This is a genomic window from Sphingomonas profundi (genome assembly GCF_009739515.1).
In the GTDB taxonomy this organism is placed as follows: domain Bacteria; phylum Pseudomonadota; class Alphaproteobacteria; order Sphingomonadales; family Sphingomonadaceae; genus Alterirhizorhabdus; species Alterirhizorhabdus profundi.
In genome coordinates this window covers 1356741-1371191 of record NZ_CP046535.1, presented here as the reverse complement: position 1 = coordinate 1371191, position 14451 = coordinate 1356741, and the positions used below count along the sequence as shown (strand labels likewise).

General features: G+C 68.5%; 10 protein-coding genes. 7 read left to right on the top strand and 3 right to left on the bottom strand.

All coding sequences use genetic code 11. The features are described from left to right. Positions 1–5 precede the first annotated feature (5 nt). The 3 genes from GNT64_RS06305 (at position 6) to GNT64_RS06295 (ending at position 1514) form a co-directional block, all read left to right on the top strand. The gene (locus GNT64_RS06305) at positions 6–356 is read left to right on the top strand and encodes a hypothetical protein (RefSeq protein WP_156678729.1); all 351 of its coding nucleotides are present in this window, start codon (positions 6–8) and stop codon (positions 354–356) included. A gap of 69 nt (positions 357–425) precedes the next feature. Further along, positions 426–857 (top strand): hypothetical protein, encoded by a 432-nt coding sequence (locus tag GNT64_RS06300; protein WP_156678728.1) that lies wholly within the window; start codon positions 426–428, stop codon positions 855–857. Between the two features lie 84 nt (positions 858–941). Then, positions 942–1514: a Uma2 family endonuclease gene (locus tag GNT64_RS06295; protein ID WP_156678727.1), complete on the top strand. Its 573-nt coding sequence runs from the start codon at positions 942–944 to the stop codon at positions 1512–1514. Positions 1515–1564: 50 nt separating this feature from the next. Here the strand turns inward: GNT64_RS06295 and ettA are convergent, their stop codons facing one another. Further along, entirely contained in the window at positions 1565–3244 is a 1680-nt protein-coding gene (gene ettA, locus GNT64_RS06290; RefSeq protein WP_156678726.1) for an energy-dependent translational throttle protein EttA, read from the bottom strand. Positions 3245–3391: 147 nt separating this feature from the next. Here ettA and GNT64_RS06285 point away from each other — a divergent pair, with 147 nt between their 5' ends. Then, positions 3392–4744 carry a M20/M25/M40 family metallo-hydrolase gene (locus tag GNT64_RS06285; RefSeq protein WP_156678725.1) on the top strand — a complete coding sequence of 451 codons (1353 nt, stop codon included), beginning with the start codon at positions 3392–3394 and terminating at the stop codon, positions 4742–4744. 188 nt (positions 4745–4932) lie between these two features. Here GNT64_RS06285 and GNT64_RS06280 read toward each other — a convergent pair whose 3' ends face one another. Both GNT64_RS06280 and GNT64_RS06275 read right to left on the bottom strand, forming a co-directional pair. Continuing rightward, entirely contained in the window at positions 4933–6213 is a 1281-nt protein-coding gene (locus GNT64_RS06280; RefSeq protein ID WP_156678724.1) for a glycoside hydrolase family 130 protein, read from the bottom strand. A gap of 27 nt (positions 6214–6240) precedes the next feature. Next, positions 6241–8526, bottom strand: a complete 2286-nt coding sequence (locus GNT64_RS06275; RefSeq protein ID WP_156681471.1) for a glycosyltransferase family 4 protein — start codon at positions 8524–8526, stop codon at positions 6241–6243. Between the two features lie 261 nt (positions 8527–8787). Here GNT64_RS06275 and GNT64_RS06270 point away from each other — a divergent pair, with 261 nt between their 5' ends. The 3 genes from GNT64_RS06270 (at position 8788) to GNT64_RS06260 (ending at position 14438) form a co-directional block, all read left to right on the top strand. After that, on the top strand, positions 8788–9033 hold the full coding sequence (locus GNT64_RS06270; RefSeq protein WP_156678723.1) for a hypothetical protein: 246 nt from the start codon (positions 8788–8790) through the stop codon (positions 9031–9033). Between the two features lie 280 nt (positions 9034–9313). Further along, the gene (locus GNT64_RS06265; protein ID WP_231639332.1) at positions 9314–12406 is read left to right on the top strand and encodes a CHAT domain-containing protein; all 3093 of its coding nucleotides are present in this window, start codon (positions 9314–9316) and stop codon (positions 12404–12406) included. Then, positions 12375–14438 carry a CHASE2 domain-containing protein gene (locus GNT64_RS06260; protein WP_156678722.1) on the top strand — a complete coding sequence of 688 codons (2064 nt, stop codon included), beginning with the start codon at positions 12375–12377 and terminating at the stop codon, positions 14436–14438. The genes GNT64_RS06265 and GNT64_RS06260 overlap by 32 nt, the downstream gene beginning before the upstream one ends. Positions 14439–14451 lie beyond the last annotated feature (13 nt).

Here is a 14451-nt window from a genome sequence, read left to right as displayed (position 1 = left end):
CGGCGATGCTGACGACCAATCGCAACTTCCTGCTGCTCGCGCTGCTCGGCGTGCTGATCGCGCTGGCGGCGCGCGTGCTGACCGGCGCCATTGCGGGCGCCAGCGACGCGGGGCCGCTGCTGCTGGGGGCGATGGTGGCGGGCATCGCCCTCACCGCCTGCGCGCTGGTGCCGCCGGCGCTGCGCCTGCTGCTGCGCGGCTGGGCGCGCGTGGGCATCGGCCCGCGCGATCCGCGCCGCGCCCGCCGCCTGGCGGACGGGCTGGCGATCGGCGTGTGGGTGTTCTGGATCGCCGGCGCGGCGGTGGCGCTGCCCGGGGCATGGGGGCCGCTGCTGGCCAATCTGGGCATGAACTGAAGGCCGGCGCGCGCGGCGGAACGGCGTGCCACTCTCCTCGTTGCGCCCCCCATGACAAGGAGGATAAAGATGACATCCATTATCCGCACGCTGCCGCTCGCGGCGATGCTTGCCCTGGGCGTGGCCTCGGTTCCCGCCGCCGCTCAGCCCGTCGATCCCGCCTCACCGCAGACGACACCGCCGAGCCCAGCCAACGCCGCCGCCAACGTGGTCGAGAAGCCGGTGACGCAGGAGCTGAACAACGCCGTGCAGACCAATCTGGTCGAGCAGCAGGTGATGACGGCCGAGCAGCAGGGCCAATATGCGATCGATCGCGCGACCTATCGCGCCGAGGTGGAGAAGAGCGCCCGCCAGATGACGCGCGACATGGTCCGCTACGATCGCCAGCAGGATGCCTATGCCCGCGCGATGCTCGCCTGGCGCCAGCAGACGGACGAGTGCAAGCGCGGCATCCTGAAATCCTGCAAGAAGCCGACGCCGATGCCGTCTGACTTCTACTGAGCCGCGGGCCACCGGAATGACGTACGATATTCGCGTGCGTTCCGGTCACTCGTCTTGGCCGGGGCGATCTGTTAGGCTCAGGCCATGACGGAGTTCATGCGTAGCAGCACTGGGCATCTGTCCGTGAAGCTGCGTATCGACGAGTATCTGATGCTCGACGTCGCGGACACGTTCGCCACCTCGGGTAAGACAGAACTTCTCGACGGCGAAGTTCGGTTCATCGACCCGCAGCACCGGCCGCACGCGCGCATGAAGTCGCGCCTCTACCGGCTGTTGGCGGACGCGATGGACGGCAGCGCGCACGGCATAGAGGCGCTGGTCGGTGCATCGGTCGCGATGTCCCCGCACGATGCGCCGGAACCCGACATCGTCCTCACCGATGCTGCCGACGGAGAGGGACTCATCCCTGTCCGGGCGGTCGCGCTGGTGGTGGAGGTGGCGGACACCACGCTCGCCAGCGATCTCGGGGCAAAGGCGGGGCTCTACGCGGCGGCCGCCATTCGCGAATATTGGGTCGTCGACGTCAACGCCCGCGTCATCCACCAGCTCTGGGCGCCGGTGGACGGACGATATACGGACCGCGACACGGTGCGCGTGGGCGAACGCGTCGCATCGCGGACGATAGCCGGGCTCCGGCTGGACACCGAAACGCTCTGAGGGGGAGCGGCGCATCGGCGCCGCTCCCCCTCCGCGCCGGCGTCGTCCCGTCAGCGCGTCAGCTTCTTATAGGCCAGGCGTGTCGGCCGATCGGCGGCGTCGCCCATGCGGCGGCGCTTGTCTTCCTCGTAGCTCTCAAAATTGCCCTCGAACCATTCGACATGGCTGTCGCCCTCGAAGGCGAGGATGTGGGTGGCGAGGCGATCGAGGAAGAAGCGGTCGTGGCTGATCACCACGGCGCAGCCGGCAAAATTCTCCAGCGCCTCCTCCAGCGCGCGCAGCGTCTCCACGTCCAGGTCGTTGGTCGGCTCGTCGAGCAGCAGCACGTTGCCACCCTGCCGCAGCATCTTGGCCATGTGCACGCGGTTGCGCTCGCCGCCGGAGAGCTGGCCGACACGCTTCTGCTGATCGCTGCCCTTGAAGTTGAACGCGCCCACATAGGCGCGGCTCGACACGTCGTGCTTGCCGAAGGTGAAGCGCTCCAGCCCGTCCGAGACCTCCTCCCAGACATTCTTGTTCGCATCGAGATGGTCGCGGCTCTGGTCGACATAGCCGAGGCGCACCGTCGGCCCGACGTCGATCTCGCCGTCGTCCGGCTTTTCCTGGCCGGTGATGAGGCGGAACAGCGAGGTCTTGCCCGCGCCGTTCGGCCCGATCACGCCAACGATGCCGCCCGGCGGCAAAGTGAAGCTCAGATCCTCGAACAGCAATTTGTCGCCATAGGCCTTGGAGACGTTCTTCACCTCGATCACCTTGCCGCCGAGCCGCTCGGGGATCTGTATCAGGATCTGATTGGCGCCGGGGCGGCGATCGTTCTGCTTCTCGACCAGTTCGTCGAAGGCGCGGATGCGGGCCTTGCTCTTGGTCTGGCGCGCCTTCGGGCTCTGCCGGATCCACTGCAGCTCCTGGTCGATCGCCTTCTTGCGGCCCTCCTCCTCGCGCTCCTCCTGCGCCATGCGCTTGGCCTTGGCCTCCAGCCACGCGGAGTAATTGCCCTCGAACGGGATGCCGCGCCCGCGATCCAGCTCCAGCACCCAGCCGACGACATTGTCGAGGAAGTAGCGATCGTGCGTCACCAGGATGACGTTGCCGGCATATTCCTTCAAATGGTTCTCCAGCCAGGCGACGCTCTCGGCATCGAGATGGTTGGTCGGCTCGTCCAGCAGCAGGATCTCCGGCTTCTCCAGCAGCAGCTTGCACAGCGCCACGCGCCGCCGCTCGCCACCGGAGAGCTTGGTGACGGGGCTGTCGCCGGGCGGGCAGCGCAGCGCCTCCATCGCGATCTCCAGCTGGTTGTCCAGCGTCCAGCCGTCCACCGCGTCGATCTTCTCCTGGAGGACACCCATCTCCTCCAGCAGCGCGTCGAAGTCGGTGTCGTCCTTCGGATCGCCCATCTCGGCCGAGATGGCGTTGAAGCGATCGACGAGGTCGGCCACGCCGCGCACGCCGTCCTTCACATTCTCCAGCACCGTCTTGTCGGGGTCGAGCTGCGGTTCCTGGCTCAGATAGCCGACGCGGCAGCCCTCCGCGGCCCATGCCTCGCCGGTATACTCCTTGTCGTAGCCGGCCATGATCTTCATCAGGGTCGACTTGCCGGCGCCGTTCACGCCGATGATCGCGATCTTGGTGCCCGGCAGGAATTGCAGGTGGATGTTGTTGAGCACCGGCTTGGCGGCGCCCGGAAAGGTCTTCGTCAGGCCCTTCATGACGAAGCTGTATTGCACGGCCATTTGGCGTGGTCTCCGGAAGCTGGATCTGGAATGGATTTGGCGCTGCCCGTAGCCCAATGCGGGCGGCCACGCAAACTGCCGCGCCGTGCCGCCGGAAAAGCGGCCGGCCGGTGTGGCGGTGCGGCGAAAACCGGCTACGATATCGGCATGAAGACGCTCCCGCTCGCCCTGATCGCCCTCCTCGCCGCGCCCGCCGCCGCCGCGCCCGCACCTGCCCCCGGCGACGTCGCCTGGACCCTCGTTGAGGGGCTGACGACGGAGGTAGGCCAGCGGCTGGCCGGCACCGAGGCGGAGGCGCGCGGGCGCGCCTGGGCGGCGAAGGCGCTAAAGGCGCTCGGCTTCGCCAACGTGCGGATCGAGCCGTTCGACATGCGCGTGTGGGAGCGCGGGACGGAGACGGCCGAGATCCTCTCGCCCTTCCCGCAGCGGCTGCTGCTGACGGCGCTCGGCAACAGCGCCGCCACCCCCGCCGACGGGCTGGAGGGCGAGATCGCGGGCTTCGACGGGCTCGCCGCGCTGGAGGCGGCGCCCGATGCGGCGGTGCGCGGCAAGATCGTGTTCGTCTGGCACCGCATGGGCCGCACGCAGGACGGATCGAGCTACGGCCCGTTCGGCGACGTGCGGCGGAAGGGGCCATCGCTGGCCGCGCGGAAAGGAGCGGCGGCGATCGTCATCCGATCGATCGGCACCGGCGACGCGCGGATGCCGCACACCGGCGTGCAGACGTGGGAGAAGGGCGTCCGGCCGATCCCGGCAGCGGCGCTGGCCACGCAGGATTCCGATCAGCTCGAACGCATCCTGGCACGCGGCAAGCCGGTGCGTATGCGGCTGGTGCTGACGCCGCGCGACGGCGGCATCCGCCAGTCCGGCAACGTGATCGCCGAGGTGCCGGGGCGCGACCCGAAGGCCGGCATCGTGCTGATCGGCGGCCATCTGGACAGCTGGGATCTCGGCACCGGCGCGGTGGACGACGGCGCCGGCGTGGCGATCACGGCGGCCGCCGCCAAGGCGATCATGGACAAGGGCCGGCCGCTGCGCACGATCCGCGTCGTGTGGTTCGGCGCGGAGGAGGTGGGCGGCTTCGGCGGCGACTCCTATCGCGACCGGCACAAGGCGGAGAAGCATGTGCTGGCCGCCGAATCCGATTTCGGCGCCGGCCGCGTGTGGCGGTTCGATACCCGCGTGGGTGACGGCGAAGCGCCGCTGGTGAAGGCGGTCGCCGCGGCGCTCACCCCGCTTGGCATCGCGCGCGGCAATAATGAGGGGCATGCCGGCACCGACGTGGAGCCGATCATCTACGCCAACCGCGTGCCCGCCATCGGCCTGCGACAGGACGGCACCCATTATTTCGACCTGCACCACACGCCCGACGACACGCTCGACAAGATCGATCGCGCGGATCTGGCACAGAACGTGGCGGCATGGGCGACGATGCTGTCGCTGGTCGCGAACAGCCCGGAGGAACTGGCCCCGCGAGCGGCCGAGACGCCGACGCGGTGAGCGGCGGGTCGCTCAGCCTGGAGCGCGCTACGGTCGTCCAGTTGGGCATCCGGTCATCCTGCAGGATCATGCACGCGGCCAGCCCCTTAGCTACGCTGCATCGTGTCGAAATGCCCCGCATGGATCCTGAAACAAGTTCAGGATGACGATCGGGGAAGGCGCGGTTAGCTGAACGGCCCCCGCCGATCTCAGCGCATCTCCGCCAGCAGTTCGGCCAGGCGGATGAAGCCGAACGCCACGGAGCTGTCGGCCACGCCATAGGGGATAAACAACATGTCGCCATGCTTCAGCGCGCCGCAGGTGTAGACGACGTTGGGCACATAGCCCTCGCGATCCTCGTTGGCGGCGGAGAGCAGCGGCTGGCTCGTGCGGCCGAGCACCTTCGAGGGATCCTTCTTGTCCAGCAGGGCCGCGCCGATCGAGTATTTGCGCATCGCGCCCACGCCGTGGGTCAGCACCAGCCAGCCCTCGTCCAGCTCGATCGGCGAGCCGCAATTGCCCATCTGCACCTGTTCCCACGGATAGGCCGGGGTCAGCAGCAGCTCGCCCTCGCCCCAGTGATCGATCTCGCGGGAGCGGATGAGGAAGACGTTCTCGCCATCCTGCCGGCCGATCATAAGATATTCGCCGTCGATGCGGCGGGGGAACAGCGCCATCCCCTTGTTGCGCGCCGCCGGGCCGCTGAGCGGGGCGAGGACGAAGCTGCGGAAATCGCGCGTGCGCATCAGCTCCGAACGGATATGCGCGCCGTTATAGGCGGTGTAGGTGCCGATCCACTCGGTCGTGCCGTCGTCATGGGTGAACTCGACGAGGCGGAGGTCTTCCAGACCCTTGCTCTGCGCCGCCGTCATCGGGAACAGCACGGTGCCGGAGAGCGAGCTGTCACGGTGGCGATGCACCTCAACGGCGCCGCGCGGCAGCTCCACCGCCGTGTCGGCGGCGGTGGCGAAGGGCGGCTCGGGCATCAGCTCGAAACTGGCGCCGGGGCCGAGTATGCCCTCGCGGAATGCCACCGAGGAAATGTGCCCCTCACCCACCGCGCGCAGCGACATGGCGATACGCACGGCACCGTCGCTGAGGCCGCTCTGGTCCGGCGCGGCGACGATGCTGGGGTTCATCAGGGCGGCGGCGGCGTAGCTGTATTCGTGGCAGAAGAAGGCGCCGATCAGCTGCTTCTTCTCCTCGCTGATCGCATCGCCGTCCAGCTTCAGCGCGGCCTCGATCGCGCGATAGCGGGTCATGAACACGGCGCGCGTCTGCCAGTGCCGCGCCTCGAAGTCGCGCAGCACCAGCTCCAGCTCGGCATGGGCCACGGCGGCGTCCATCTCCAGCACCGCGTCGGCGATGCGGCGGACGCGGCCCTTGCCGCCGGTGGTAGGGTTCGCCTCGATAGGGATATGAAACGGGCGCACGACCACGCGCGCCGGATCCGCCTGCAACCGCAACGGGCAATGAATTACGTCGAACAAAAGCGCCCCACCCTCTTACCGCTCGTCTCAACGGTAACGCAGGTCTCCGGCAAGGTCACGCCTCCCACGCGGTTTTTCCGCAGCCTTCAGCAGGCGCGCCATGCCGCAGCAGGCGAACTGGAACGCGAGGACCGATTCCGCGCCCTGATTGAGGTTCACGCGATCGCTCATCAGCCCGTCGAAGCAGCCGCCATCCTCGGGCGAGCCGATCGGCAGGCCGATGTCGTTGGCGCCGCGATACCAGCGATAGGCGGCCCAGGCGGTCTCCACCCAGCGGGTCTCGCCCGTCTCGTCGAACGCGAGCGCAGCCGCCTCGATCGTCGCCCAGGCTTCCAGCGGCTGCTGGTCGAACGGCAGCGGCTTGGCATAAGCGCGACCGAAGCTGTCGGTGCCGACGGCGCGGAACAGCCGTTCCGGGTTGCGCTGGATCGTATCGAGCCAGTCGAGGCTCGCGAGCCCCTTCGCCATCATGTCGCGGTTGCCCAGCCGCCGCCCGGCGCGGATCAGCGCTTCCGGCAGGCGGGCATTGTCGTAGCCGAGCACGGCCTCGAACCACATCCAGCCCGGCCGCTGAACCGCGTCCAGCAGGCGCATCAGGCGCTGGCCGAACTCCGCGACGATCGTGTGGGCGACGCTGTGGCCCGGGTGGACGTCGAGCACCGCATCGGCGCCGATCAGCGCGAAGGCAAGCGTGCGCGGGCTGCCCAGCGGCAAAACATGCGGCGCCACCTGATCGAACAGGTGAAGCGCCCAGCGCCGCATGTCCGCGCGACGGGCCTGCCCGGCCGTGACGCCGATCGCCCACAGCGACCGACCGAAACTGTCCTCCGATCCCTCGCGCTCCAGCCAGCCGCGATCGAACGCCATGAAGTTGCGAAAGCGGCCGATCTCGCCGTTCCAGGCATGCTGGACGAACGAGGCGTACACCGTCGCCAGCTCGTCGGCACGGGCCGCATCCTCGCCGTCGATCAGGTGCATCAGCATCAGCGCGCGGCAATTATCGTCGACGCAGTAGCCATGATCTCGATCGGGGATGGCGAAGATCGAGTGCTGGATCATGCCGCAGCCGTCCGTCAGCCGCTCCACGCCCTCAAGCCGGGGCCGGCTGGGCACGGACTCGTCGCGCCCAACTGATTTAAGACGCACCGGGCGGCGGATCACCGCATCCTCGCAGATCTTGACGTAGGCGGCGGCCAGGCGCGGCCAGATCATCCCGCGGCCGATCAGATAGGCGCGGCGGCGCATCCGCTCCATCTTCACGCGATCGCCGAGCAGGCCGTTGATCGCCTCGACGAAGGCGCCGCTGTCACCGAACGGCGCGATGATGCCGACATCGTCGGCCAGCAGCTCGTTGGCGTGCCAGTACGGTGTCGACACCACCGGCTTGCCCAGCGCGATCGCATAGGAGAGCGTACCCGAGGTGATCTGCGCCTCGTTGAGGTAGGGCGTCACGTAGATGTCGGCGGCGGCGAGATAGTCTAGCAGTAGTTCCTGTTCGAGGAAGCCGTCGATGAAGCGCACGCTGTTCGCGACGCCCTTCTCCTCTGCCAGCGCGCGCAGGCGATCCCGATAGGCCTCGCCCTCCCGCGCTACCAGATGCGGGTGGGTCGCGCCGAGGACGACGTAGAGAGCATCCGGGTTTTGGGCGACGATCTCCGGCAGCGCCTCGATAACGGTCTCGATACCCTTGTTGGGCGAGAGCAGGCCGAAGGTGAGAAGAACGTCGTGCCCGGCGAAGCCGAACCGCTCCTTCATGTCGGCGGTTTCGACGAGCGGCCGGTCCGGCACGCCGTGCGGCACCACGGCGATCAGATCGCTGCTGACGCCGTTCACCCGCTCCAGGATCTCGCGGCCTTTGTCGGCCATCACGATCAGCTTGGAGGCGCGGCGGGCCAGCGCGTCCAGCACGGCGCGCTGCCCACTGTTCGGCGCTTCCAGAACGGTGTGCAGGGTAACGACGACCGGCGCCGAAACCCGATCGAGCAGGCGCAGCAGATGCACGCCCGAGTCGCCGCCGAAGATGCCGTATTCGTGCTGGACGATGACGACGTCCGCCCCGCTCTCGTTGATGCGGTGGGCGGCGGCGTTGTAGTCGGCGATGTCGTCCTGATCGAGCGCGCAGACCACCGCTTCGGGAAAGGCGTGGTCGACGCCCGGATCGTTCATCGCGTAGACGTCGACCGCCATGTCAGGAAAGGCCGTCGTCAGCGCGGCGTGGACGTCGAAGGTGAAGGTTGCGATGCCGCACAGGCGGGGCGGAAAGTTACCGATGAGGGCGACGCGTTTGATGGGCTGAGGCCAATCATCGTACATGATATCATCCTTGCGCAGGAGCGTTGCCCGTCTTGGTAGGATCGTCACCGCGGAATACGCCGCAAGCTCGACCCTTTCGGAATGGTGAATGATCGAGCGCGTGAAAGGTTGCCAGAGCCGTTGTGCGATGCAACAGGTTTCGGTTCCACGCCGCCGCAGCCAGCACATTATCGTTGACGGCTATTCGCGTCCCGCTATGGGAACGGCTGGGGGGACGGCAGTCGGGCCGCACCCGTTACGTTTTCTGATGGAGCTGCTCGAATGAAGAAGCTGGGCCTGGTTCTCGCCGCCACCACCCTCCTGGCGCTTGGCGCCTGCAGCAAGACGCCGGCCGAGCAGGCCGTCGACAACGCCGCGGACAACGCGTCCGAGGTGATCGAGAACGCCGCCGATTCGCTCGAGTCCGCTGCCGACAACGCCACCAACGAGGCGACCGAAGCCTCGCTCGAGAATGCCGCCGACAACCTGCACGACGCCGCCGACAATGTCGGCGAGAACCACATGTGATCCTCTCCGCCCCCGCGTGCCGGGGGCGGACGAAGCGTTCCGAACGGGCGTCGCGGGTAGCCGCGGCGCCCGTTTCGCTATGTGGCGCGCCCTTTCCGACCTGCGGCGCACCCTTCCCCGCCCGCGGCACACCGGCCGGTGGCGGAACATAATGCTTCGAAGGCAGCGGGCCTTGTTGTAGTCTGCGGCTGATTCGAGGGGCTGGGGCGCGCCCGCTCGATACTGGCCGCGCGATGGATCGAAGGTTTCCGCGCGCGCGCCGCATGGTGGGGAGACGAGCGTGCGTCAGTATCCGGGCCTCCGTGCCCTTCTCGCGGCGACGGCGGCCCTTCCGCTCGCCTGCCCGTCGCCAGCGGCGGCGCAATCCTCGGCGGCGCGGCCCAGCCTGATGAACAGCTTCCGCCTCGGCACAGGCGGCAGCGCGCTCTGCCAGGTGCAGGCCCGATCGGCCGATGCCGCGATGAAGGGCATGTTCGATCGCGCCTACTCGCTCGTCTGCCGCGATGCCGCCACGCCGATCGGTCGGGTCTATGCGCTGCGCGCCGGGCAGGACGATCCGGTCGCCCGGCTCGACGCGCTCCGCAAGGATCGGGTCGCCTGCGGCGAGGCGGGCGGTGCGACCGTCGCCGATCTCGCGGGCGTGCTGCTGGCCCAGTGTCGGCTGACGCAGGGCAATGTCGGCTACAACGTGTACCGCACGAAGATCGGCAAGACGGTCTATGTGGCGGAGGGCCTTGCCGGCTACGACACGGCGGTGCAGCTGGCGCTGCGCACGATCGTCGCCGACCGCTTCATCCCCGGCGACATCGAGGTCGCGACCACGGGCAGCGGCGATCCGGCCGCGTTCGCCCGCGTGCAGGCCGGCAGCCTCGATATCGATCAGGCGCTGGCGGAAGGCTATCGCCGCAACAACAGCGGAAGCTACGCGGAGGCCGCCGAGTTCTTCGACACGCTCCTCCAGCGGGCGGAGGGCACCAACGGCAATTCGCGCCAGCTCGGCGAATATGTCATCAACCGCGCGCTCCAGAAATCGAACCTCGGCGATTTCGCGGAGGCGGACGCGCTGTTCGCCCAGGCCAAACGCATCCCCACGTCCGATCCGGTGCAGCTGCGCCTGCGCCGCAATTTCCTGGTGCTGCACCTGCTGAACCAGCGCCTGCTGCCGGATGCCGTGGCGGAGCTGGACAAGCCGCTCTCCTCGGTGGAGGGCGACGCGGCGACACCCTTGCCCGGCGAGATCGACGCCACCGCCGCCGCCGGGCTGAACAGCGGCGTGCCGCTGAACCGCCGCCTGGGCGTCAGCGAGAGCATCGCGCTCACGCCGGCGGAGAAGTCCGCCATCCTCGATGCCCAGGCGCTCCAGCTGCGCGGCACGGCGTTGCGCCTGCAGGGCAACCTGCCGGCGGCGCGGCTGGCGCTGGACAATGCGCTGGCGCAGCTGGTCGCGGTGCGAGACGGCCGGGTCAGCTCGATCGCCCGGCTGCGGGCGCAGACCATGGCCGAGCTCTCCAGCGTGGCGGAGGCGGACAAGGACTATCCCCGCGCCGAGGGACTGCTGCGCGACGCCGTGCTGGTCCTCCAGACGGAATATCCGCAGTCGGCCGCGCTCAACGCGTCCAAGGCGCGGCTGGCGGGCTACCTCGCGCGGCGCGGCCAGACGGCGGCGGCGCTCGCCTTGTTCAAGGAAGTCGTCGGCACGATGACGACGTCCGGCGGCGCCACCACCGGCTTCGAGAATCTGCTCTCGCCCTATTTCGCGCTGCTGGCCCGCCAGATCCCGACGCAGCCCGCGCTGGTCGAGGATTTCTTCCTGGCGAGCGAGACGCTGGTGCGGCCGGGCGTCGCCGACACGCAGGCGGTGCTGGCGCGCGAGCTTAGCGGCGGCAGCGACGATGCCTCGCGGCTGTTCCGCCAGTCGGTGAACCTCACCCGCGATATCGAGCGCAGCCGCGTGGAATATGCGCGCCTCGCCTCCCTGCCCGCGCCCAATCCGGAGGAGCAGATGCGCTCCACCGCGCTTACCGCCACCCTGACCCAGCTGGAGGCGGACCAGGTGGCGACGCAGGCCAAGCTCGCGCAATATCCGCGCTACCGCGCCATCTCAACGCAGGCGATGACCCTGGCGGAACTGCGCAAGGCGCTGCGCCCGGGCGAGGCCTATTTCAAGCTCGCCGAGATCGGCGACGCCGTCTACGTGATCTACGTGACGGCAGACGACGCGACCGCCTATCGGGCGGGCATCGGCGCCAAGGCGCTGGAGCGCAAGGTGGATGCGCTGCGCGACACGATCTCGATCGTGGAGAACGACCAGCCCGTCACCTACCCGTTCGACGTGAAGCAGGCGCGCGAGCTGTTCGTCGCGCTGATGCAGCCGATCGCCGGCAAGCTCGGCAGCGTGAAGCACCTGCTGTTCGAGCCGGACGGGGCGATGCTGCGGCTGCCGGCGAACCTGCTGGTGATGGAGCAGCCCGGCGTCGACGCGTACCTCGCCCGCGTCAAGGATCCGAAGGCGGACACGTTCGACTTCACCGGCATCCACTGGCTGGGCCGCGACATAGACGTGTCGACCTCGCTCTCGGCCCGCGCCTTCCGCGACGTGCGCAACGCGGCGCCTTCGGCGGCCAAGCAGGAATATCTCGGCCTCGGCCACAACCAGCCGGTGTCGAACCCGGTGCGGCTGGTCTCCACCCGCTCAATGCCGACGCAGGGCGGGATCGACTGCGACTGGCCGCTCGCCGCGTGGAACAACCCGATCGCCGCGACCGAGCTGAACACGGCGCGATCGGTGATCGGCGCGAGCAAGGCGACCGTCATCACCGGGCCGGACTTCTCTGACACGGCGCTGCTCAACAAGCCCGATCTCGATCAGTATCGCATCCTTCACTTCGCCACCCACGGCCTCGTCACCGCGCCGCGCCCGGAATGTCCGGCGCGGCCGGCCCTGCTCACCTCGTTCGGCGGGCCGAAGTCCGACGGTTTGCTCACCTTCCGCGAGATCTACGATCTGCGGCTGGATGCGGACATCGTGATCCTCTCGGCCTGCGACACCGCCGGCAAGGCGACCGTGGCGGCCACGCGCGAGGCGGGCGTCACCGTGGGCGGCGGCGATGCGCTAGACGGGCTGGTGCGCGCCTTCATCGGCGCCGGCGGGCGATCGGTGCTGGCCAGCCACTGGCCGCTGCCGGACGATTATGGCGCGACCGAGCGGCTGATCAGCGGCCTGTTCAACGCCGCGCCCGGCACCAGCATCGGCGATGCGATCCGCGCCGGGCAGGATGTGCTGATGGCCAAGGCGGAAACGTCGCATCCCTATTACTGGGCCGGCTTCGCCATCGTCGGCGATGGCGCCCAGCCCGTGCTCAAGCAGCGCTGAGCACCCCGCATTGGCGACACGACCGGCGCAGCCGGCGGCCGGCGGCGAGCCATCGCTGCTCAGCGGCGTGCGCGATACGATCCGTCGCATCGGGCCCGTGCGGCTGGCGGGCACCGCCATCTTCCTGCTGCTCGCCATCCTATTCGCGCGATCGAGCTGGGATCTGCCGCTGGCCCGCGACATCGAGCGCGTACTGTACGACGTGCGCGCCTTTCGTACCGCCCCGACGGTGGACCAGGACGATCGCATCACGATGGTGGTGTTCAACGACCAGACGCTGATCGAGACCGGCCGCCGTTCGCCGCTCGATCGAGTGTCGCTGGCCAAGGCGTTGAAAAGGATCGACGGCCTGCACCCCAAGGCGATCGGCATCGATATCCTGATCGACCAGAAGACGCCGGAGGACGACCAGCTCGTCGCCGCGTTCAAGGCGATGCGGACGCCGACCTACCTGGCCTTCGTCTCCGCCGAGACGAACCCCGACTTCGTCGAATATGGTCAGGAGGAGTTCCTCCGCCACTTCCAGCGGCAGATCGCCGGAGGCGCGGTGAAGCCGGCGAGCGTGCTGTTCGAATCCGACCGCACCGACAATGTGATCCGCAACTGGCCGGAGCAGCCGGCCAGCCTGCCGCCGCTGCTGGCCAACAGCCTCAGCCCGCTCCACCCCGAATTCCGCAAGTATGAAGGTGCCATCCGCTTCCGCACGCCGACCGATCCGGAGCGGCCGGTGTTCAGCAAGCTGCCGATCCAGCTGTTCACCGGCGACATCCCCGCCGAGGCGTTCCGCCAGCAGATAGAAGGCCGGTTCGTGCTGATCGGCGGCGACATCTTCGACCTCGACCAGTTCGAGACGCCGGCGACGCGGACGAGGGGCGGCACGATGATCGGGCTGGAAGTCCATGCCCACATGCTGGCGCAACTGCTTGATGGCGCCATGTATTCCTCGATCTCGAGCTGGGCCTTGTGGGCGACGGCGCTGCTGGTGGTGGCGGCCGGCGCGCTCACCAGCATGATCGATGCGCGGCCGTGGCGGCTCGCGCCGCTGCTGCTCGGCCAGCTCGCCGTGCTGATCGTGCTGCCCTACTGGGCGCAGCGCGAAGGGATCGATACGCAGCAGCTGCCGGTGTTCGGCTGGGGAGTCGGCTGGATCGTGGCGTTCGCCGCCGTCGGCACGGCGGCCAGGTCGGTGACGGCGCAGCAGCGGCAGTTCGCCCAGTCCGCGCTCGGCAAATATCTGCCGCGCGATGTCGCCAACCTGATCCTGCGCGATCCGAGCCAGCTGGCGCTGCACGGCGAGAAGCGGGTGATCTATGCGCTGTTCACCGATCTGGAGGGCTTCACCAAGCTGAGCCACGCGATCGAGCCGGAGATGGTGGCGCAACTGCTGAACCGCTATCTCGACACGCTGAGCTCGGTGGTGCTGAAGCATGGCGGCACGATCGACAAGTTCGTCGGCGATGCGGTGGTGGCCTTCTGGGGCGCGCCGATCGCGCGCGAGGACGATGCCGATCGCGCCGTGCAGGCCGCGATCGCGATGTACGAGGCCGGCGAGGATTTCCGCCGCGCCGCGCCGGAGGGCGTGCCGCCGATCGGCTGCACCCGCGTGGGCCTGCATCGCGGCGAGGCGATCGTCGGCAATTTCGGCGGCGAGGGGCGCATCCAGTATACCGCACTCGGCGACAGCATGAACCTGGCGGCCCGGCTGGAGGGTGCGAGCAAGCAGCTGAAGACGACGGTGCTCGTCAGCGAGACGGCGGCGAACGCCTCCACCCTCTCCAGCTTTCGCCCGATGGGGCGGGTGGCGGTGCGCGGGCGATCCACCCCGATCGCCATATTCGAGCCGAAGCCGCACCTTCCGTCCCAGGATGTGACGCTTCTCACAGCACTCGTCGCTCGATTCGACGAAGGAGATGTGGCAGCGCTCAAAGAAATCGAGCGATACAGTCGAGACCATCCGGATGATGCGGCCATCGCCAATCTGGTATATCGTCTCCGTCAGGTGGGACCAGGAGGTAGCTTTGTCTTGGAATAGCTTCGTCAGAACG

Excerpts from the sequence above, each read along its gene's own strand:
- GNT64_RS06260 (WP_156678722.1), top strand. The coding sequence starts at position 12,375 with ATGGCGCCCAGCCCGTGCTCAAGCAGCGCTGAGCACCCCGCATTGGCG.
- GNT64_RS06300 (WP_156678728.1), top strand. The coding sequence starts at position 426 with ATGACATCCATTATCCGCACGCTGCCGCTCGCGGCGATGCTTGCCCTG.
- GNT64_RS06285 (WP_156678725.1), top strand. The coding sequence starts at position 3,392 with ATGAAGACGCTCCCGCTCGCCCTGATCGCCCTCCTCGCCGCGCCCGCC.
- ettA (WP_156678726.1), bottom strand. The coding sequence starts at position 3,244 with ATGGCCGTGCAATACAGCTTCGTCATGAAGGGCCTGACGAAGACCTTT.
- GNT64_RS06305 (WP_156678729.1), top strand. The coding sequence starts at position 6 with ATGCTGACGACCAATCGCAACTTCCTGCTGCTCGCGCTGCTCGGCGTG.
- GNT64_RS06275 (WP_156681471.1), bottom strand. The coding sequence starts at position 8,526 with ATGTACGATGATTGGCCTCAGCCCATCAAACGCGTCGCCCTCATCGGT.
- GNT64_RS06295 (WP_156678727.1), top strand. The coding sequence starts at position 942 with ATGACGGAGTTCATGCGTAGCAGCACTGGGCATCTGTCCGTGAAGCTG.
- GNT64_RS06270 (WP_156678723.1), top strand. The coding sequence starts at position 8,788 with ATGAAGAAGCTGGGCCTGGTTCTCGCCGCCACCACCCTCCTGGCGCTT.